At 61.6% G+C, this 20,581-nt stretch carries 18 protein-coding genes; 2 read left to right on the forward strand and 16 right to left on the reverse strand.

Annotation, left to right across the window (positions count from 1 at the left end; all coding sequences use genetic code 11):
* Positions 1–3: 3 nt before the first annotated feature.
* From QRN54_RS14850 to QRN54_RS14905, 12 genes are all read right to left on the reverse strand, one after another.
* Positions 4–1,014 (reverse strand): NAD(P)/FAD-dependent oxidoreductase, encoded by a 1,011-nt coding sequence (locus tag QRN54_RS14850; protein ID WP_050655582.1) that lies wholly within the window; start codon positions 1,012–1,014, stop codon positions 4–6.
* A gap of 150 nt (positions 1,015–1,164) precedes the next feature.
* Positions 1,165–1,950 (reverse strand): class II aldolase/adducin family protein, encoded by a 786-nt coding sequence (locus QRN54_RS14855; protein WP_285182341.1) that lies wholly within the window; start codon positions 1,948–1,950, stop codon positions 1,165–1,167.
* A 13-nt stretch (positions 1,951–1,963) separates the two neighbouring features.
* Entirely contained in the window at positions 1,964–2,800 is an 837-nt protein-coding gene (locus QRN54_RS14860; RefSeq protein WP_019746502.1) for an ABC transporter permease, read from the reverse strand.
* Positions 2,797–3,660, reverse strand: a complete 864-nt coding sequence (locus tag QRN54_RS14865; protein ID WP_007731623.1) for an ABC transporter ATP-binding protein — start codon at positions 3,658–3,660, stop codon at positions 2,797–2,799. Before QRN54_RS14865 ends, QRN54_RS14860 begins: the two co-directional genes overlap by 4 nt.
* On the reverse strand, positions 3,657–4,640 hold the full coding sequence (locus QRN54_RS14870; protein ID WP_007731624.1) for an ABC transporter substrate-binding protein: 984 nt from the start codon (positions 4,638–4,640) through the stop codon (positions 3,657–3,659). Before QRN54_RS14870 ends, QRN54_RS14865 begins: the two co-directional genes overlap by 4 nt.
* A 204-nt stretch (positions 4,641–4,844) precedes the next feature.
* A complete protein-coding gene (locus tag QRN54_RS14875; RefSeq protein WP_019746501.1) occupies positions 4,845–5,801 on the reverse strand; it encodes an NAD(P)-dependent oxidoreductase in 957 nt (318 codons plus the stop codon).
* Between the two features lie 109 nt (positions 5,802–5,910).
* A complete protein-coding gene (locus tag QRN54_RS14880) occupies positions 5,911–6,783 on the reverse strand; it encodes an alpha/beta fold hydrolase (protein ID WP_019746500.1) in 873 nt (290 codons plus the stop codon).
* 30 nt (positions 6,784–6,813) lie between these two features.
* On the reverse strand, positions 6,814–7,770 hold the full coding sequence (locus QRN54_RS14885) for a DODA-type extradiol aromatic ring-opening family dioxygenase (protein ID WP_054188629.1): 957 nt from the start codon (positions 7,768–7,770) through the stop codon (positions 6,814–6,816).
* Positions 7,770–9,113, reverse strand: coding sequence for a M20 family metallopeptidase (locus tag QRN54_RS14890; protein WP_007731632.1), 1,344 nt, complete (start codon positions 9,111–9,113; stop codon positions 7,770–7,772). The genes QRN54_RS14885 and QRN54_RS14890 overlap by 1 nt, the downstream gene beginning before the upstream one ends.
* Positions 9,114–9,235: 122 nt before the next feature.
* Entirely contained in the window at positions 9,236–10,525 is a 1,290-nt protein-coding gene (locus QRN54_RS14895) for an aromatic ring-hydroxylating oxygenase subunit alpha (protein WP_007731634.1), read from the reverse strand.
* 81 nt (positions 10,526–10,606) lie between these two features.
* On the reverse strand, positions 10,607–11,005 hold the full coding sequence (locus QRN54_RS14900) for a hotdog family protein (RefSeq protein ID WP_021332874.1): 399 nt from the start codon (positions 11,003–11,005) through the stop codon (positions 10,607–10,609).
* On the reverse strand, positions 11,002–11,487 hold the full coding sequence (locus QRN54_RS14905) for an FAS1-like dehydratase domain-containing protein (protein WP_007731639.1): 486 nt from the start codon (positions 11,485–11,487) through the stop codon (positions 11,002–11,004). Before QRN54_RS14905 ends, QRN54_RS14900 begins: the two co-directional genes overlap by 4 nt.
* A gap of 101 nt (positions 11,488–11,588) precedes the next feature.
* On the opposite strand from QRN54_RS14905, the gene QRN54_RS14910 reads away from it, so the two are divergent.
* Positions 11,589–12,440 (forward strand): alpha/beta fold hydrolase, encoded by an 852-nt coding sequence (locus QRN54_RS14910; RefSeq protein WP_007731641.1) that lies wholly within the window; start codon positions 11,589–11,591, stop codon positions 12,438–12,440.
* Between the two features lie 7 nt (positions 12,441–12,447).
* The gene (locus tag QRN54_RS14915; protein ID WP_054188630.1) at positions 12,448–13,629 is read left to right on the forward strand and encodes a multidrug effflux MFS transporter; all 1,182 of its coding nucleotides are present in this window, start codon (positions 12,448–12,450) and stop codon (positions 13,627–13,629) included.
* Positions 13,630–13,634: 5 nt separating this feature from the next.
* On the opposite strand, the gene QRN54_RS14920 is transcribed toward QRN54_RS14915, so the two are convergent.
* From QRN54_RS14920 to QRN54_RS14935, 4 genes are all read right to left on the reverse strand, one after another.
* Complete coding sequence (locus QRN54_RS14920) at positions 13,635–14,378, reverse strand: IclR family transcriptional regulator (protein ID WP_007731643.1); 744 nt, start codon at positions 14,376–14,378, stop codon at positions 13,635–13,637.
* A 70-nt stretch (positions 14,379–14,448) separates the two neighbouring features.
* Positions 14,449–16,380, reverse strand: a complete 1,932-nt coding sequence (locus QRN54_RS14925) for an ABC transporter ATP-binding protein (protein ID WP_083471246.1) — start codon at positions 16,378–16,380, stop codon at positions 14,449–14,451.
* Positions 16,377–18,110: an ABC transporter ATP-binding protein gene (locus tag QRN54_RS14930; RefSeq protein WP_054188631.1), complete on the reverse strand. Its 1,734-nt coding sequence runs from the start codon at positions 18,108–18,110 to the stop codon at positions 16,377–16,379. Before QRN54_RS14930 ends, QRN54_RS14925 begins: the two co-directional genes overlap by 4 nt.
* Positions 18,111–18,224: 114 nt before the next feature.
* A complete protein-coding gene (locus QRN54_RS14935; RefSeq protein ID WP_050655586.1) occupies positions 18,225–20,579 on the reverse strand; it encodes an MMPL family transporter in 2,355 nt (784 codons plus the stop codon).
* Positions 20,580–20,581: the final 2 nt, after the last annotated feature.

Genomic DNA, 20,581 nt, shown 5'->3' on the forward strand with positions numbered 1-20,581 from the left:
TGCCTAGCTCTCCTGTTCGGTGGAGTGTCCAGGGAAGATTTCTGCTTCCGGATCCAGCACTGCCGCAGCGTTGTTCACCGCAGTCGCGGCCTCGCCGAAACCGACGGCGATCAAGCGGACCTTGCCGGGATAGTCCGTGATGTCCCCGGCGGCATACACACGCGGAACATTCGTCTCCATCCGTGTGTTCACCGCGATGTGGCGATTGTCGATCTCGATTCCCCACTCCATCATCGGACCGAGGTCGGCCGTGAATCCCAATGCAGCGATGACGGATTGAGCGGGCAGCGTGGACGTGCTCTTGTCTTGTTTGTGGGTGATGTCGACCTCGCCGATCCACCCGTTTCCACGTACCGCCGAGACATCGGCGTTGACGAGAACCTGGACACTGCTTTCCTGCACCTTGGCGACTGTGGATTTGTGCGCGCGGAAACGATCTCGCCGGTGAACCAGGGTGACGGACTTGGCAATCGGTTCCAGGTGAACGGCCCAGTCGAACGCGCTGTCGCCGCCACCGACGATGACAACGTCTTTCCCGGTGTGCGCCGACAAATCCGGGACGAAGTAACTCAGCCCCCGATCCATGAACTCCGAACCCTTCGCCAACGGACGCGGGGTGAAGGTTCCGATGCCGCCGGTGATGACAACCGCGCCGGCCACCACGACCTGGCCCGTGCTGGTGGTGATCCGCACCCGGCCGTCGTCGTCATGCGACAGCTCACGAGCCTGCATGCCCAGAAGGTACACCGGATCGAACGGGGCAGCCTGCGCCATCAAACCCTCGATGAGGTTGCGTCCCTTGACCGAAGGGAATCCCGCGATGTCGAGGATCGCCTTCTCCGGGTACATCGCACTGACCTGTCCCCCCGGTTCCGCAAGGGCATCGATCACGGCAACCGAGAGGCCGCGGAAGCCTGCGTAGTACGCGCCGTACAGCCCGGCGGGGCCGGCACCAATGATCAGAATATCGACGCCGATCTCGTTGTCGGTCGCCGTGGAAGACGTTTTGTTCACACTCGATACGGTATTGCGCCGACGGACTCACGCAAATGAAACCGGTCCGCTCAACAGACCTCGGTAACAGTTGCGGGACAGCACGAAAAGGGCCCGCCGACCTCTCGGTCGACGGGCCCAATGCTCGCAGGAATTCAGTGCGCGAAGAATTCAGTGCGCGAATACCTCGGGTTCGTCTGCTGCGATCTTCTGGATGATGGTCGAGTACGCAAACCACCCCACCTTCTCGGTGCCGACTGCTTCGTAGGTCTGCGCCGCGATCTTCTCGTGCAGGACAACCGGATCACCGGCGGCTCGCGCCGTCAACTCCGCCTGCATCGACCGCTCCATCGACACATACCACCACACTGCGCTCTCCACGGAAGTTCCGACGGTCAGATGACCGTGGTTGGTGAGGATCACGGCCTTGTTCGATCCGAGGGCATCCGCGATGCGAATCCCCTCCTCTTCGTCCAGCGCCACCCCGTGATACTCCTCGTAGATCGAGTGATCCTCGTGAAAGGCGCACGCGTCCTGAGTGATCGGCGTTAGGCGGGTGTGCAGCGAGGAGAACGCCTTACCGTTCAAACCGTGAGCGTGAACAGCTCCGATGATGTCGGGACGAGCCTCGTGAACCTTGCTGTGGATGACAAACGCTGCTCGGTTGAGCGGTCCGTCTCCGGAAATGACCGCGCCGTCCGACGCCACATGCAACAATTCCTCCGGCTGAACCTGGGAGAAGTGCCGCCCGAACGGCGCAGTCCAGAAAGTCTCCGGATCTTCTGGGTCTCGGGCGGTGATATGTCCCGAGATTCCCTCGTCCAAACCGAATTTCGACAAAATCCGATACCCGCCGATGACAGCGGTCTTGCGACGACGCCGCTCACTCTCGATATCGGTGAACTCGGGCGGTCCCGGAATTCCGGCCTGCTCGGCAATGCTCAGCGGGTGATTCATGCTGCGCTCCTGACTATTTGACGCCGTAACGGGCGAGGTACCGCGAGGACAGAATGCGGAGAATCCGGTCGAAGATGAAGCCCATGATGCCCAGGACGATGATGCCGACGAACGTCCAGTCGATCCGGCCGTAGTTTCGAGCCTGCCAGATCATCGAACCGATACCCTGGTCGGCGGCGACGATCTCCGCCGACACGATGGTGAGGAAGCTGTTGCCCATCGCCAGGCGAGCGCCCGTGACGATGCCGGGGATCGACGACGGCAAGACCACCGTCTTCATGATCTGAAGTTTGTTGGCACCAAGATTTGCCGCTGCCTGCAGTTTGTTCTCGCTGATCGCTACAGTCGCGGCAATCGTGCTGACCGTGACGATGAATACCGAGGTGTAGAAGATCAGAACAACCTTCGACGTCTCACCGATGCCGAACCAGACGACGGCGAGAGTGACAAACGCAATAGGCGGAATGAACCGGAAGAACTCGATGTACGGATCGAGGAGCTGTCGCACGATGGAAATGCGGCCCATCAGAATTCCGACGGGAGCACCGATCACGACACCCAGGAACCAGCCGATGAGAATTCGCTGACCCGATGCGGTGATCGACGACCACAGAACGCCGCTCTCCCACAGTTCCTGTGCCGCCGACCATACTTCGGCCGGTGATGCAATGGTGGTCGGCCCGTACCACCACGCCAGGAACGACCAGATGCCCAAACCGATTGCCGCTGAGGCTGCATACATCAGCGTCGCTTTGACAATCTTGGATCGCCGCGCCGACGAACGCTTTTTTGTCTCCGCCACCTTCGCTGTTCTCACACCGGCTGAACCACCGGTCACTACAGCCGTCACAGCTCGTCCTCCTCAATGCCTTGGTTCCGCAGCGACGCAACCACTTCTGCCCGAATGTCGTCCCGCAGCTTCTCGTAGAGCTCGATCACCTCGGGATCGTTGCGGTCTCGCGGACGAGCCGCATTGACCTCGTAGACGCTCTTGATCCGGGCCCGCGGGCCGGCCGACATCACGATCACACGGTCAGCCAACGTCAGTGCCTCGTCGATATCGTGAGTCACGAATACCACGGTGCAGCGGGTGTGCCGCCAGATACGGTCGAGTTCGGTCTGCAGAACCTGACGAGTCTGAGCGTCCAACGCACCGAACGGCTCGTCCATGAGAACCAACGACGGCTGGTTGGCAAGAACTCGTGCGATCTGAACACGTTGCCGCATACCGCCGGACAGCTGCGAGGGGAACTTCGCACCCGCGTGGGGCAAGCCGACCATCGCGAGGTACTCGGCCGCGATACTCGCCTGCTCGCTGCGGTTCGCTCCACGCATCCTGGGGCCGTAGGCCACGTTCTGGCTCACGGTCATCCATTCGAACAACGCTTCGGAGCTCTGAAACACCATGCCGGCGTGGCGGTTACTGCCGGCGACGACATCTCCGTCGCACACGATCTCGCCGGCGCTGGGTTCCACGAAGCCGGCCATGGACGACAGCAGCGTCGACTTGCCGCAGCCACTCGGACCGAGCAGACAGACGAATTCACCTGGCTGCACGTGCATGTCGATTCCGGCGACGATCTCCGCCGCGCCGAAGCTGATTCCGAGGTCGACCACGTCGATGGCAACACCGGTGTTCTTCTTGCCGGGGCCGGCTGTCCCCGCGCTATTCGTCGAGCTGGTCGTTGAACCACTTGTTGCGATACTCACTGTGCACCATCCTTGTACCAATCCAGAAGCATTGCCGATTCGAGATCCGGCTGGTCGCTGAGAACACCGATCGACTTGTAGAAATCTACGATCGATTGAGCCGACTCGACATCCGCAGCTTCGAGATTCACCACGGCGAAGTCGATCTCGTCCACCGCGGCAATAGTCTGATCCTCGCTGACGTTCACAGCCGCCTTGGTCGCGGACGCTGCCACGCCCGGATCCGACTCGACCTTGCGCGTTGCCTCGTCGAGCACCTTCGCGACGGTTCGCGCTGTCTCTTCGTTGGCCGACAACCACGGAGCCGTCGTGATCGCCCAATGATGATAGAACCAGCCGTAGTCTCCGGTTACTGCCACCACGTGGCCGGTTCCCTGATCCAGGGCGGTGGCCGGCCACGGCTCCCACAGGACAAACCCGTCGATGTCGCCGCGACTGAGCAGTGCGGGCATGTCCGTCGGGGTCGCCGAGATCATCTCGACCGAACCGGGGGCAATGGAATTGGCAGCGAGGTACTTGTCCGTCGAAATCTGGCTGAGACCCGGGACGATGCCCATCTTCTTGATCGCAGCCGGTGAGTCGACACCGTTACGCAGCACGACCTTGATGTAGTCACCCGACGCCTCGTACGAGTACATCGCGCGCAACGACGGATTCTGACGCAACTGGGCGATCGTTGTCGTATCGGAGCTACCGGCGATCTGGACCTGCCCGGTCGAGAGTGCGTCGACGGCCTCGCCACCACGACCGAACTGGACGAGTTCGACGTCCAAACCGGCAGCGTCGAACATGCCTTCCTGATCCGCTACGAAGAACGGAGCGTAGGAAGCATCGATTCCGACTGCGATACGCAGTGGTCCACTTCCGGCAGAATCAGCTGTGCTTTGCGTCGCCGGGCGGCTGCATGCGCCGGTTGCAACGGTCAGCAGCAGCGCAGCCGAAACAAGAGCAGTCCTTCCAAACTTTGACAGCGAGGCCATCTACTCACACCTTTGTTTGTGATCTGTGCCGCAGTTGCGGGTCGTGGAGAGCAAACCTAGCTGTGTGTACCTACACCCGAGAACCAACCGGGTCCACCGTGCGGACCGGGGACAGGAACTTACCTCGGCGAAACACTGCACCTGGAGGAACGTGCGGACCGAAATACTTCGGTAACACGGCCCTCGATCACAATGTCCACCGAATCACAATGTCCACCGAATTGTCTGCGAGCGCAGCGCACTGGCGACATTCTGCGCCGTCATCGAATAGATCGACGCACGCGCTCCGGCGCTGCCGCCGGCGACGTGCGGGCTCAGGAGGGTCGAATCGAATCCACGGAGCGGGCTCGAAATCGGTAGTGGTTCAACGTCGAACACATCGAGGGCAGCGCCGCCGACATGCCTGGAACGCAAGGCACGCGCCAATGCCGCGTCGTCGACGACAGCGCCGCGCGCCACATTGACCACGATCGCTCCGGTGGGCAACTGCGCAACTCGATGGGAATTGATCAGTCCCCGAGTTGATTCCGTAAGCGGGACGGCCAGCACCAGGACATCCGCGAGAGGCAGTAACTCGTCGAGTGACACAAACGTCGCAGCCACAGTGTCACGCGGTCTCGAACGCGCGGTGACATAGACGTCGCAACCGAAGGCGGCAAACAATTCTGCACACCGGCGGCCGATCGAACCAACACCTACGACGCCGACCCGGCGCTGCGCCAGATCGCGGCAATCGCGCGTCAGGATGGATTCCTGTGGCCATCGACCATCGGTAACCTCGTTGTGCGCCCAGAACATGGAGCGGCACAACACACCTGCCGCGAGCACTGCCCACTCCGCAACCGAGTTCGCGTTTGCACCGGGAGTATTCGCCACCGGAACTCCGGCGGCGCGCCAGGCTTCGGCATCGATGAAATTGGTTCCGGCACCAGGCTGTTGGACGAGGAGCACATTCCGGCCGAGCTCTGCTTCCTCCTTGCCCAGTGGCAGATCACCACTCCAGTCCCCCACCACGACGTCGCATGTCGGCAACTCCGCACGGAGCGCCCCCGTGGTGCGCTCAGGTAATCGAACTACCTCCGCCTCACCCCTGACGGCGTCACGGATTGCGGTACCGAGTCCGTTGTCGGCGTCGGCCGTCAGCAGAAGTACTTTCTTCACGAGAACTCCTTCGCTGTAAGACGATGACTGTACCTTCGAAAACGCGGAAGCCGGCCTCCCAATCGAGAGACCGGCTCCATTACGCAGCAGCATATTTGGCAGGAACTTCTCAGATAGCTGCCTTCGCGCTGGCTGATGCCTTTGCCAAGAACTCGAGGCTCAGCGGGTTGTACTTCGCTGCCTGCTCGTGCTGCGGCCAGTGACCGCACTCCGAGTAGAGTTCGAGCTGAGCGCCCGGAATATCCTCGGCCATCTTCTTCGCTTCCGGAACATCACCGAACGGATTTTCCTGACCCCAGACCACAAGAGTCGGCGCCTTGATGAGTGCCATTCGATCCGGGCGCAGCAGGTTCCGCTGGCGAACCTCCATCTCCTGCAGGGAAAGGAGGTTGTGGATGTTGGCGACAAAGTCAGGCTGATGGTAGATCCGGTGACGAGCCTGAACCAATTCCTCGGTTGCATCGGCGGGATCATGCATGAGCAACTGCATACGTGCGCGGGTCAATTCGATGTCGTCACTCTGGACGGCCTTCGCGGTCGACGTCTTGATGCGCTCCATGACTACCGGGTTCGCGACTGTTCCGCCTGCTGCCAGCAACTGCAGCGACAGAACACGTTCGGGCTGCTCGCTGGCCAGGTAGGCAGCGACCCAACCACCGAGGCTTTCACCCACCAAGTGCACACGGTCCAGTCCGACCGCGTCGAGGTAGTTCACCAAATGCTCGACGTAGCGCGGAATCTCGTACGGGTAGTCAGGCTTGCCGGTGTAACCATGGCCGAGCATGTCGATCGCGTGAACCCGGTAAGACTCGGCGTGCGGTGCAATATTGCGTGCAAATGCCTCGAGGTGTCCGCTGGTGCCGTGCAGGAAGATCACGGCCTCGTCACCGGATCCTGCCTGCAGAGAGCGCGTGGGCACACCGCCGGCGTCGACGGTCGTCAACTCGAAATCGAGCCCGGCAAGTTCGTTCCAGATTGTCATCAGAGAAACTTCCTTTACTGAAGGTGCAGATTATGTTGTTGCGCTGTCTGTTCCAGCTGGATCGAGAATCGTGACACCCATACCGGTGAGCCACTCGGGAATCGCTTCGTAGGCAAGGCGTTCACCCGGAACGTAGTCGAGCATCGCGGCCATCATGAGCCAGGTCCGCAACTCCTGCGCACCGTTGCCCGCCTCGTCTTCGATCTGCTGCGTCGTGAACTCGGCAAGCTCACTTGCCTTGCCGCTGGCAAACAGATCAAGAATTCGGTCATCGAACTCCGGAGTGATCGCGGCATCGGCTGCGCGGATGATCTGGCGTCGCCGGACGTCGTAGTCGGACCAGTTCTCCCGGCCGTCCAGCCAGGCTTGAACCATGAAATCCTCGTCCTCACCGTGCGGATCCCGCCAGTCCGGCCAGGGCAGACGATGAGACAATCCACCGGACGCGATCACCACGACCCGGGTATCCGCCGGATACGACGCAACGGCATCCCGCAGGGCCTTCGCCACTTCCTCACATCGCTTGAACGTCGGGAGGGGCGGCGCGAATACGTTGACCACCAACGGAACTATCGGAACATCGATTCCGTCGAGAAGGTACTGAATCGCGTGAGACTGACCATGATCGATCTGCAATCGCGCCGAGTAGGCAAGATCGAACCGGCCACCTTCGATCAGCTCGTTTGCAAGGTGCCTGGCGAACTCCACGTCGACCCGTTGCGGCCCCTTGGGTGTTCCTGACTCGCCACTGGAAATGCACTCTCCGACGCCGAGAGTGAACGCCGGAATCAGATCCAGCCAGAAACCGCGAAAGTGGTTGGAGCCGAAAATCAAGACAACATCGGGTTTCGACGCCGCGATCTTCTCCCGGCTCAGATACAGCGCGTCCCGGAAGCGTTCGGCCTCCGCCTTGTGCGTCGTCTCTTCCCAATGGGTGTTCATCAAGGTGCTGTGGGAGGCACCGATACCCAGAACTATCTTCGCCATCAGTCGATTCCTACTTCCTCGAGCGAGCGGGTGACGGTGTCGAGGGCCACTCGGATCAGATACTTCGTAAATCTCTCCGCCGCAGCCAGGTCCACAGTGTTCATCCCCATCGCGAAGTCCACCTCGAACGGTGCGTCGACCACCTTGGGCATACCCACCCGAATCGTCGGGATGCCGCGGCTGCGCAGGATGTTTGCGTCGGTGGCTCCACTCGCGTCGAAGAAGTCCTGATGCGGCTCTCCTTCGGCAGCTTCCCACGCGTGGACTGCGGCGCGGCGCAACCACATTCGAGGGTCGGAACCCTCACCGGGGATGGCAAGAACCTGTTCGACGTCGATCTGCAGATCCAGCGATTGTGCGATCTCCGCAACGACGGCTTTGAGTTCGCGCTTGGCCGCGGTGGGCGTCGTCCGCGGGCTGAGCCGTAGATCAACGGTAAGGCGCACCTGCTCGGGGGTGAACGACGCTGTTCGCTCCCACCCGCCGCGGATGTTGGCAACGATCCCCTGAGGCGCAACCAAACCGTCCTGATGCGCCGCCGAGTACTTCGGGAACCATTCCTCCAACTTGGCGACCACCTCGCCGGCTGCGGTAATCGCGTTGCGGTACGGCAACCGGTGGCGCGAGCCGACGTAGGTGTGCAGACCGTGCACCGTGATCTCGAACCAGGCCAGTCCCACTTCTTCCCAGGAGACCGTCCAGCCGGGCTTGGCGATCAACGCGCAGTCCGCCCACACTCCCTGTTCCAGGAGGAACGAGCAGCCGACGCCCTGGCCGGTGTTGCGTCGGGGGTTTCCGACACCGGGGCGGGCATTGGTCGGCATACCACCGGCGCCGAATCCGAGCACCAGGTCACCGCGGAGCGGAATACCGGCTGCGGCAATTGCTTCGGCCGCCGCGACAATGCAGACGGCGTGGCCTTTGGGGTTCGACGCACCCAATCCGATCACGTAGTTCTCGTCGAACTGGGCGTGCGGCGTCAGATCCGCTCGCAGCTCATTTCCCACCCACGGCAGGTCTTCCGCCGGATCGCCGGTCGTGACGGTGTCGATCGGCGCATACAGCAACAGGTCCGGTCCGGACCCGTCACCGCGGAGCCTTCCCCACGAGTTCGCTTGCCGATCATCGAGATCCATTGTGTGGGCCTCGATGCCCGACGCTGCCAGGACCGCCGTGATGTGGCGGGCCAGCGGTGCTTCGTCACCCGTCGGACTGGGAATGTTGACCACCGAAGTGGCGAGATCCCGCAATCGCGCACGATCTACATGGGCGTAGGCTCGCTCGACCCATTCCCGGCGCTCGTCGCCTAGGCCTGCGAGAGCATCGGCCCTCGCAGTGGTCATGGATTGACCTGATGTACCTGAGTATTGCTGCGCTCGCCGGCCAGCTGCCACAGCTTGGGAACTGCCACTGCAACAGCGGCACCGATTGCGACAGCCGTCAGAATCTTGAACATGTATCTCTCCTATTCGCTGGTGCCGGTGGGAATCTGAGCGTCGGCGACAGGGGCCGAGCGGGGCGTTGGCGTCCGGCGCTCTCGGGTGGGCCTGACCGGCGCCTTGGGGGTGTGCTTGGCCGCGTCGGCGATCTTCTCGGCGTACTCTTCCTCTGCCAGATTTCGCCACGTCGTCAGCGACACGTCCGGTCGGTACAGCTTCTCCGGCGGTGCGTCGGTGACCTCGACCATCCACGCATCCTGACCCGAGAACTGACCGTGGAACAGCCAGCGGATCGCGCCGAGGTACTTGGCGTAGAAGCCCAATTTTGCTGCGCCGGAGACGAAGTTGACCATGAGGCCGACGTACTTGTGGTTGTCTTCGTCCACCGGGACGTAGAACTCGTAGTGAATGAACTTGGGGTACGCGATGCGCAGGACACCCGGCATGGACAGTGAAGCAAAACCGGGGAAGTTCTGAGCTGCGATCACAGGATTGACGTCCAGACCGGCGCCGACGTTTCCGATCTGCGAAATCTGGGTCTCGTCCGGCTTCTTCTTCCACCACCGCTTGTTCGTCCAGGTTCCCACGCCCGGGAATTCCGCCTCCCAGTACACCTCTTCCTGCACGCGGTAGATCCAGCGTCCCTCCGGAACGATGCTCGTGATGTTCCACGTCGGCATCGGCTTGAACAGACGCCACAATGCGGTGCGGTGCAGGTACTTCGCATGTCCCTCGTCGAAACCGTTCTCACATGCGAAGCGCCAGTTGCCTTCTCGGGGCTGAATCCGACCACCGACGATACCCTTGTTCTCCACCAGCTCACGCGGCAACTGGTCGTCGATGGACGGCGCCGGCTCGTTGGCGATCGGGATGTACACCCACACCAGACCGAGTCGCTCCTCGATCGCATAGGTCTGGACGTTCAGCTTGCCGCAGATCTTGGAATCCGGACCGTCGGTGATGACCGCGGCCAGCTTGCCGTCAGTGAGCCGGTACGTCCAGCCGTGGTACGGGCAGCTGACAGTTCCCGGGAACTGCTGATCGCCCTCGGACAACGGAACGCCGCGGTGCGGGCACCGATCGTGCAGGGCATATGCCTTGCCTGCGTCGCGGATGATCGCCAGCTTTTCACCACAGATGGTGAAGCTCTTGGGGTCTTTGGTGATGTGGTTCGACCACGTGACCGGGTACCAGTAACCGCGGTATCCGCTGCCGGCTGCGTTGTAACCCGGCCATGCCGTCCAATCCTGCCGACCGGCCGCTCGTGGCCGCTCGGGCAGCGCGAACGTGGCTTCCGACGCCTCGACACCAGTCATGTGAAGTCCTCTCGACACTGAACGTTTGAATGAAACAGATCTTGGGTGAGATTGCGGTCTACGCCAATGGATTCGGTTCGCTCAGCAGACCCGGACCACCACAGCGGTTCCGACGGCACACAGCACGCCATTGTCCGAATGCTCCCGCAATGCCAAAGTTAGTTGGTCACTGTCGATTTGGGACACTTCACCCGACACCTCGAGTGTGGTTCCGACGGGCGCGGGCGCACGATTCTGCCAGGAGACGGACACAACTCCTTCGTATCCACCGGCAAAGTGTGACGCGGCACGAAAGAACAGCGTGCCCTGCAACTGGGCCATGACCACCGGTGCGGACAACCCCTCCGTCTGCGCATATGAGGCGTCGTAGTGAATACGGTGCGAATTGTGCGTCGACGCCCCGAATCGAAGGATCCGAACCGGATCGCAGACCAAGGTCACCGATTCGATCGGCGTGCCCACGACTACTGTTTCGGTCATCGGACGATGAACTTCTCGACGACCTCGGCGAATGCGCCGGACTGCGCACCCCGGTAAGTCTTGGTGACCGAGAGCAGCAGAAACTCGTCCGGAGCCCGGCCCTTGGTCGTCACGGTATCGAGTACTCGCCCTACGACGACAGCCTCACCCAGCGGGGCCGGTCGCAAGAAAGTCACACTCTGCCCGCCGGCCATCAAGCGCACGTCGATACCGTCTGTGCCCGGCACTTCGTCACGGAACATGCCGTCTGCTCGATACTCTCGATCGGAGCCACCTTGCGGTCCTCGCAAAAGCGAAGGCAGATACATCGGATGGACGGCAAATGCCGGGTGCTCCGGGTCGAGAAACCGGGGGTCCGTCTCGGCGGTGGCAACCGCAAACGCAACCGACTCCGCCGGACGCACCGTTCCCAACTCTCGCGTTTCCCGCGTACCGATCATCGCCTCCGCGCGATCACGCGCGTGCTCGAGTTCTGTTCTCATGCCAGCACGCTAGGCATTCGGAAGTCTCACAGCCACGAACCGGGTTCGCCTGCCGGACCGCGATACTTCCCATACCGCTCACCTCAAGGTCAGGTATAGCCATGGCTGATCAACCGAAGAGCTTGTACGCCAAAGCAGATGGCGTCACATTCCATTACTACGACCTCGGCGAGGGCGACCCCACGATTTTCCTGCACGGAGGCGGCCCCGGCTGCACTGCGTGGTCCGACTTCGGGCCAGTGGCACCGCTCTTCGCCTCGGATCGACGAGCGATTCTCGTTGATCTGCTGCAATACGGTCGGTCCGACAAGTGCACCATCGCCGGCCCAATGTGGGACTTCCACGCCGCCAAGGTGGTTGCCCTGCTCGACGAACTCGGAATCGAACGCGCAGACTTCGTCTGCAACTCGTGGGGCGGCACCATAGCGCTCAATCTTGCGGCAAAGTACCCGGAACGCGTTCGCTCCCTGGTGATCACGGGCAGCATGCCCGTCTTCTACGGTCCACTCGCGCCGCTCCCCGAGGATGGCCGTCGTGGCCGCAACGCCCGCGACGTCTACTACGGCGGCACCGGCCCCACCCTCGAAAAACTCCGCACCTTGATCACCAGTCTCGAATGGTTCGACGGATCGAAGTTGCCCGCCGAAACCCTCCAGATGCGATACGAGCAAAGTCTCGACCCCGAAGAAATGGCCCTGGCTGCCTCGGCGGACTCACCTCGTGGCGATTGGCAGGATCTCACAGCTGAACTCGGCCAGATCCAGGCGCCGACGCTCTTCGCCTGGGGCATGCACGACGCATTCCTCACCCCGGACTACCCGCTCATGCTTGCGCGGATGATTCCCCATGGCCATCTCTACATCATGGACAAGGCGTCGCATCATCTTCAGGAAGAACGACCATACGACTACTACAGTGTAGTTTCGGGTTTCCTTGACCAACAGCACAACTGAACGAACGGTGATCACCCCGACGGGCGGTGCACGGATCCGATTGGTACTGCTTCTCGGAATTCTCACCGCCCTCGGGCCGTTCACCGTCGACATGTATCTTCCTGCGCTGCCACAGATCACGCAGGAATTCGGCACGTCGGACACGATGGTTCAGCTGACCCTGACGGGCACACTGCTGGGTCTGGCTTTCGGCCAGTTGCTCATCGGCCCACTGTCCGACATCTACGGACGTCGACGTCCCCTGCTCGTGGGCACAGTAATTCACGTCGGCGCGTCGTTGGCCTGCTTCTTTGCTCCGTCCATCGAAGTCCTCACTGCGCTGCGAACCCTTCAAGGTTTCGGCGCCGCCGCGACAGGCGTGATCGCGATGGCAATCGTTCGTGATCTATTCACCGGACACGATGCGGCAGTTGTACTTTCGCGGCTGATGTTGGTCATGGGCGTAGCGCCCATCCTGGCCCCCTCCATCGGCGGGGCACTGATGTCCGTAACACAGTGGCGCGGAGTCTTTCTCGCTCTCTTCATCCTGGGCATCGCGATGATCGCACTCGCGGCAGTATCGCTGCCGGAAACACTTCCACCCGAGAATCGGTCGGGCAAGGGCATCGGCGCCATCGCGCGAAACTACATTGCGCTCGGCAAGGATGCCCACTTCATGGTGTTGGTGCTCGTGTGCGGTCTCGGCCGCGGCGTTTTGTGGTCGTACATCGCCGCGTCGTCCTACGTGATGCAGGAACAGTTCGGACTGAGCCCCACCGCATACGGATTTGCCTTTGCCGGCGGCGCCGTCGTTCTGATCGGTTCGTCCCAGCTCAACGTCGTGCTTCTCGGCCGGTGGTCGCCGAATTCCATCACGATCTGGGCAATGTGGGGCAGTAGTGCCGTCGGCGCTGCATTTGTTGTTGTTGCCGCCACCAACTCGTGGGGATTCGTCGGGTTTGCCGTCCCCATCCTGCTGATGCTCTGCGCAACGGGTTTTGTCATGCCCAACGCACCGGCGGTTGCACTGTCCCGTCACGGAGAAGCCGCAGGCTCAGCAGCCGCGCTGATCGGATTTGCGCAGTTCGGCGCTGCCGCTGTGGTTGCGCCCATCGTCGGCCTTCTCGGCAACACCAGTCTTGCCGTGGCCATCTCCATGACCGGGGCTTCGGTTCTCGGCGTCATCGCGCTGCTCTGCGTGCGTCGATAAAACGGTTATGCCGAGCGTTCGAGAACCGATACCTTCCGGCTGATCCCTTCGGCCGCCGCGCGCAACGGTTCGGCAAAACGCTCGGTGTCCATTCGATACCGCGGACTCGACACACCGATCGCGGCAACTGCTTCACCAAGTCCACCGAAGATCGGGGCAGCGATACTCGATGTTCCCAGGCGAACCTCCTCGGTCTCGACCGCCAACTGCTGCGAACGAACAGCGTCGAGTTGCCTACGTAACCCGTCTTCCGAGTTCACCGTCCGATCGGTGAACTCGACAAATCCGTTGCCTGTTACCGCTCGAAAAACGGAATCCGGTGAGTACGCGAGTATCGCTTTGCCGGTTGCCGTGGCATACATCGGCAGCCGGCCAGCCACCCGCGACGGCAGGTCCACCCCGTGATGACCGGAGATCTTGTCGATGTACAGAACATCGAGGCCGTCGCGAATCGCGAGGTGAACCGTCTCCCGGGTCGCCGCGTGAAGATCCTGCACATACGTCAAGGACACCTCGCGCAGAATACGTTGACGAGGAACCAACTGCCCCAGTTCGAAGAGCCGTAACCCCAACCTGTACTTGGTTCCGACCCGTTCCAGTAGACCAAGAGACACCAGTTCACCGGCTATTCGATGCACCGTCGCCTTCGCAACACCACTCCGATTCGCAAGTTCGGTCAGCGACAGCGCACCCGAATCCGCATCGAAGGAATCGAGTATCAGGCGCGCTTTCCCCAGCAACGAATGCATCGCCGAGCGCCTCCAGTACACAGAATGTGGTCCACCCAGCGGACCAAGTCTGCTCCAGTCTACTGAGGCATCAGATCTCCGCGCCCACGAATTGGCTGTTGTACAGACGGAAGTACGCGCCGCGGGATTCGAGCAGAGCCTCATGGCTCCCCTGCTCCACGATCCGGCCTTCATCCATCACCACGATCAGGTTCGCATCACGAATTGTCGAAAGACGGTGCGCGATGACAAAGCTGGTTCGGTCGTTGCGCAGAACCGCGGTGGCGCTCTGGACCAGCAGTTCGGTGCGCGTGTCCACCGAACTGGTCGCCTCGTCGAGGATCAGGATGGACGGCTGCGAGATGAAGGCGCGGGCGATAGTGATGAGCTGCTTCTCGCCCGCACTGACGTTGCTGCCTTCCTCGTCGATGACCGTGTCGTAACCCTCAGGCAGAGAGTGCACGAACTTGTCGACGTAGCTCATCTCGGCCGCACGACGAATCTCCTCGTCGGTGGCACCAGGCTTGCCGTAGGCGATGTTCTCGCGGATGGTTCCACCGAACAGCCATGCGTCCTGCAGAACCATGCCGATCCGTGAGCGCAGATCGTCTCGCGTCATGTCGGCGATGTCGATGCCGTCCAAAGTGATTCGGCCCGAATTGAGTTCGTAGAACCGCAGGATGAGGTTGACGAGGGTGGTCTTGCCTGCGCCGGTGGGTCCGACGATCGCAACCATCTGGCCCGGCTCGGCAGTCAGGGACAGGTCCTCGATCAGCGGCTGTTCCGGCTTGTAACTGAAGGTGACGTTCTCGAACTTGACGCGACCCTTGTCGACCGTGGGCGACTTCGCGCTCTTCGGGTCCTCCGACTGCTCGTCTTGGTCGAGCAGCGCGAAGACCCGCTCGGCCGAAGCGACGCCGGACTGCAGCAGATTGGTCATCGACGCTATCTGCGTGAGCGGCTGGGTGAACTGCCGCGAGTACTGGATGAACGCTTGCACATCGCCGAGCGTCATCGTTCCGGATGCGACGCGCATGCCACCCACCACTGCGATGGCGACGTAGTTGAGGTTGCCCAGGAACATCACGGCCGGCATGACCAGACCGGAAATGAACTGCGCCTTGAAGCTGGACTCGTACAGATCCTCGTTCTGCTTGCGGAAGCGCTCCTCGACCTCCTGCTGGCGACCGAACACCTTGACCAACTCGTGGCCGCTGAATGCTTCCTCGACCTGCGCGTTGATTCCGCCGGTGCTCTTCCACTGCGCCACGAAGTGCTTCTGTGAACGCTTCGCGATAAACGCCGTCACCATGATCGACAGCGGAACAGTTGCCACCGCGATCAAGGCGAGCAGCGGTGAGATCCACAGCATCATCACCAGAATGCCCAGGACGGTCATCACCGACATGACCAACTGGCTGAGCGTCTGCTGCAAGCTCTGCGCGACGTTGTCGATGTCATTGGTCACGCGTGAGAGAACATCACCGCGGGCATGGGTATCGAAGTACCGCAAGGGAAGTCGGTGAATCTTCTGCTCGACGTCCTCACGCAGACGACGAACGGTTCGCTGGACCACGATGTTGAGCAGATACGCCTGCAGCCAACTGAACAGCGACGCGCAGACGAACAGCAGCAGCACGATCATCAAGACCTTGCCGACTGCGTCGAAATCGATTCCGGTTCCAGGCACAACTGCCATGCCGGACACCATGTCGGCGAGCTGACCCTGCCCCGAAGCGCGCAATCCTTCAACAGCCTGTTCCTTTGTCGTCCCCGGCTGGAGTTGCTTGCTGACGATTCCGTCGAAGATCAGGTTGGTGGCGTTTCCCAGGATCTTCGGAGCGATCGAGGAGAGTACGACGCTTGCGGTCACCAAAGCGAAGATCAGGACGACGATCGGCTTGTCGGGGCTCAAGCGACCGAGGAGACGTTTGAGCGAAGGGCCGAAGTTCATGGCCTTCTTTGTGGGATCGCCGCCGCCGGGCGGGCCGATGGGAGGCGAGGAAGTCGGTCGATTGCTCATGATGCGTCCTGTACGGCTAGCTGAGAGGCGACGATTTCGCCGTAGGTGGGACAACTGACCACGAGTTCGTCGTGCGTGCCGATCCCCACGATGGCGCCGTCGTCGAGCACGATGATCTGATCGGCTTCCACGATGGTGGAAATGCGCTGCGCGACAACGACGATGCAGGCGTCTTGCGTGACCGGCCGGAGCGCCGCACGCAGCCTCGCATCAGTAGTGAGGTCGAGTGCCGAGAAGGAATCGTCGAACAGATAGATCTGTGGCTTACGCACCAACGCTCTCGCGATGGCGAGTCTCTGACGCTGGCCACCCGATACCGTCGTACCGCCTTGTGCCACCGGTGTGTCCAGGCCTTCGGGCATGGCGCGGACGAAGTCGGCGGCTTGGGCGATCTCGAGGCACTCCCACAGCCATTCGTCGGTAGCTTCGGGGTTTCCGTAGCGGAGATTGGTGGCGACAGTGCCCGAGAACAGATACGGCTTCTGCGGAACCAGACCGATCACCGAGCAGAGCAGTTCCGTGTCGATGTCGCGGACGTCGACTCCTCCCACCGATACCGATCCGGAGGTGGAGTCGATCAATCGTGGAATCAGGTTAAGCAGAGTGGTCTTTCCCGATCCGGTGCCGCCGATGATCGCCGTCGTCTTGCCGGGTTCGGCACGGAACGTGATGTCGCGCAATACAGGTTCCTCGGCTCCGGGGAACTGGAACTGAGCGCCACGAAGTTCGACGACTCCCGGGTCCTTCAGTTCTCGGACCGGATTCTCGGGCGGAATCACCGACGAATCCGTGTCGAGCACCTCGGAGATACGTTCGGCGCACACCGACGCACGCGGCAGCATCACCGCCATGAAAGTGGCCATCATGACGGCCATCAGGATCTGCATGATGTAGCTGAGCATCGCGGTGAGCGAGCCGATCTGCATCGAGCCCTCGTTGATCTGATGGCCACCGAACCAGATGACCGCGACGCTGGTGACATTGCTGATCAGCATCACGAGCGGGAACATCAGTGCCATGAGGCGGCCGACGCCGAGTGCAGTCTCCGTCAGCTCACGGTTGGCATCGCCGAAACGCTCTACCTCGTACGGTTCCCGTACAAACGCTCGGACGACACGGATGCCCGTGATCTGTTCGCGAAGAACACGGTTGACGGCGTCGAGGCGGCCCTGCATGACCCTGAATCCGGGGACCATCCGGGCAATCAGGAAACCCATCGAGACTACGAGAAGCGGGACGCTGATCCCCAGGATCCAGGACAGATTCAGGTCCTGGCGCAGAGCCATGATGATGCCGCCGACGCACATGATCGGCGCCATGACGAGGATGGTGCAACTCATCACGACCATCATCTGCACTTGCTGGACGTCGTTGGTGTTGCGGGTGATCAGCGAAGGCGCACCGAAGTGCCCGACCTCTCGGGCCGAAAACGTCCCGACCTGATGCAGCACCGAAGCCCGGAGATCGCGTCCGACGCCCATGGCAACTCGCGCACCGAAGAAGACGGCCCCCACCGAGCACAGGATCTGCGTGAGCGTGACCATCAGCATCATCCCGCCGGTGGAGAGGATGTAGCCGGTGTCGCCTTTCGTCACGCCGTTGTCGATGATGTCGGCGTTGAGACTCGGAAGGTAAAGGGCCGCCATAGTCGAAATAAACTGCAGGACGACAACGCCCGTGAGTTCACCCCGGTACGGCATCAGATAAGTGCGCAGCAGCCTGATCAGCATAGTGAGCGAAGGTTACCAATCCTGGCCGACATGTGCCGCTGGATATTTCGATACACAAAAACTGCTGTGCGCCTTTATTAACCGCGGGGGGTTAATAAAGGCGCACAGCAGAGATCAAGCAGATGCGGACTGAAGCTCCGCTTCCTTTTCTTCACGGAGGGCCTTGCTGAGCTTCTCACCCTCGATGTCGACGTTCGGCAGAATCTTGTCCAGCCACTTCGGCAGCCACCACGCCTTGTCGCCGAGCAGTGCCATGACGGACGGGATGATCACCATGCGCACGATGAAGGCGTCGAAGAACACCGCCGCGGCAAGCGCGAAGCCGATCGACTTGATGAACGAGTTCGGTTCCGCGATGAAGGCACCGAACACGGAGATCATGATGACCGCGGCCGCACTGACGACCCGGGCGCCATGGTTGAAGCCGATGGTCACGGCCTCCTTCGCGCTCGCGCCGTGGACGTACTCCTCACGCATACGCGTCACGAGGAACACCTGGTAGTCCATCGCGAGTCCGAACACCACACCGATCAGGAAGATCGGCATGAAACTCACGAGTGGTTGCGGGTTCGAGATGATGCCCAACCAACCGTGCTGGAAGATCGCCACCGTCGCACCGAATGTCGCGAGCACGCTGAGCAGGAAGCCGAGCGTCGCCGTCAGCGGAACCAGGATCGAACGGAACACCAAGAGCAACAAGATGAATGCAAGGCCGACGACGACGGCCAGGTAGGGCACCAATGCATCCTTCAGCGTGTCCGAGACGTCGCCTTCGAGTGCGGTCTGACCGGTGATGCCGTAGCTGACGCCGATCGAATCGTTGAGTCCGCCTTCGGCTCCACGAAGGCTGGACACCAGATCCATCGTGGCGGGGTCGGTCGGACCACTCTTCGGAGTGATCAGTACCTGCGCGGTGTCGCCGGCCTCGTTGACCCCGACGACCTGTGCGTTCTGGACGTCATCGAAGCCCGAGATGGTCGAGACGACCTCCGCAAAGGCCTCCCCGGCGGGAACGCTGGCCCCCTTCGCGTCGACAACGGCGATAAGCGGTCCGTTGCGACCGTCACCGAAGCCCTCGTCGATCAGGTCGTATGCCTGACGCGCACTGGTCGCCGGGTCACCGGTGGCCTCCGACGGCAGTGCCAGGCTCAATCCCGTTGCGGGCAGAGCCAATGCGCCCAGAAGCACTACTCCACCGATCAGCGGCACGAGCGGACGACGGACGACGGCACTGATGAAGCGCAGAGCCAACTTCGGCTTGCCCGAATCTTCGTCTTCGGACTCCTCAGCGCGCTTGCTGAGGAAGGGAATCTTGCCGGCAAAAGCCTTGCGTCCGAACATACCCAGGATCGCAGGCAGCAAGGTCAAGGCGATCAGAACCGCGATCAGCACGGTAAAGGCCGCTGCCGCACCCATATCGGAGAGGAACGGGATGCCGACGACGCGCAATGCAACCAGCGCGATGATGACCGTCAAACCAGCGAATACCACTGCGGAACCGGCGGTTCCGACGGCGCGACCTGCTGCTTCGGCACGGTTGTCGGTAAGGGTGAGCTCATGCCTGAACCTGGACATGATGAACAGCGAGTAGTCGATCGCCACGGCCAGACCGATCATGATCGCCAACGTCGGAGTCATCGAACTGAGATCCATGAATCCGGTGGCAACCGTGATTCCGAGGCTGCCGATAGCGATACCGATGATCGCGGTGAGGAGCGGAAGCCCCGCGGCCACAAGCGAACCGAACGTGATGGCCAGAACGACAGCGGCAACGGCGATACCGATCAGCTCGGTGACACCACCGGGCATCTCCGCTTCCTGAGCAGCAGAACCACTGACCTGGACGTTGAGTCCCTCGGCCCGACCGACATCGGCTGCGGAGTTGATCGAATCACGCAATGCCTGATCGAGATCGGCGAAGTCGCCGCTGAACGGAACCTCGACGTACCCGACTGTGCCGTCGGCACTGAGCGGCGACAACGCACGCGCGTCGTCCACGGCCTGTGTCTCGGAAGTTCCAGCCGCAGCAGCCTTTTCCTTGAACATCGCAACCATGGAGTCGTTGCCGGTAACCGGATTGACCAACGCCTTCGCGGCCTGTTCCGAAGTGGCAGTCGCCGGGTCCACCTTGGCAGAGTCGGCGACCTTGTCGATGCCACGAATACTCGCGAGCATGTCGTCCATGGCCTTGACGTTCGCCGGATCGGCCAGCGTCGTGCCTGCCGGAGCTTGCACTACGTATCGCGCGCTCAGCGAATCCATAGGATTGGGCGCGTCGGGAAAACGCTCCGCCATCAGGTCTTGCGCCTGCTGCGCCGGGGTTCCCGGAATGGAGAACGAATCCTTGGTGGGGCCGGACAGAGTCGCTGCCCCGACGCCCATCAGGACCAGGATTATCAGCCAAACGCTGAGGACCGCGCCTTTTCGCCGGTAGGCGAACTTGCCGATCCGATAAAGATAGGTGGCCACGA

The organism is Rhodococcus sp. MEB032 (assembly GCF_030208925.1).
Taxonomy (GTDB): Bacteria; Actinomycetota; Actinomycetes; order Mycobacteriales; family Mycobacteriaceae; genus Rhodococcus_F; species Rhodococcus_F qingshengii.

Excerpts from the sequence above, each read along its gene's own strand:
- QRN54_RS14880 (WP_019746500.1), bottom strand. The coding sequence starts at position 6,783 with ATGACAATCTGGAACGAACTTGCCGGGCTCGATTTCGAGTTGACGACC.
- QRN54_RS14920 (WP_007731643.1), bottom strand. The coding sequence starts at position 14,378 with ATGCATTCGTTGCTGGGGAAAGCGCGCCTGATACTCGATTCCTTCGAT.
- QRN54_RS14895 (WP_007731634.1), bottom strand. The coding sequence starts at position 10,525 with ATGACTGGTGTCGAGGCGTCGGAAGCCACGTTCGCGCTGCCCGAGCGG.
- QRN54_RS14930 (WP_054188631.1), bottom strand. The coding sequence starts at position 18,110 with ATGCTGATCAGGCTGCTGCGCACTTATCTGATGCCGTACCGGGGTGAA.
- QRN54_RS14910 (WP_007731641.1), top strand. The coding sequence starts at position 11,589 with ATGGCTGATCAACCGAAGAGCTTGTACGCCAAAGCAGATGGCGTCACA.
- QRN54_RS14900 (WP_021332874.1), bottom strand. The coding sequence starts at position 11,005 with ATGACCGAAACAGTAGTCGTGGGCACGCCGATCGAATCGGTGACCTTG.
- QRN54_RS14855 (WP_285182341.1), bottom strand. The coding sequence starts at position 1,950 with ATGAATCACCCGCTGAGCATTGCCGAGCAGGCCGGAATTCCGGGACCG.
- QRN54_RS14885 (WP_054188629.1), bottom strand. The coding sequence starts at position 7,770 with ATGGCGAAGATAGTTCTGGGTATCGGTGCCTCCCACAGCACCTTGATG.
- QRN54_RS14925 (WP_083471246.1), bottom strand. The coding sequence starts at position 16,380 with ATGAGCAATCGACCGACTTCCTCGCCTCCCATCGGCCCGCCCGGCGGC.
- QRN54_RS14870 (WP_007731624.1), bottom strand. The coding sequence starts at position 4,640 with ATGGCCTCGCTGTCAAAGTTTGGAAGGACTGCTCTTGTTTCGGCTGCG.
- QRN54_RS14905 (WP_007731639.1), bottom strand. The coding sequence starts at position 11,487 with ATGAGAACAGAACTCGAGCACGCGCGTGATCGCGCGGAGGCGATGATC.
- QRN54_RS14890 (WP_007731632.1), bottom strand. The coding sequence starts at position 9,113 with ATGACCACTGCGAGGGCCGATGCTCTCGCAGGCCTAGGCGACGAGCGC.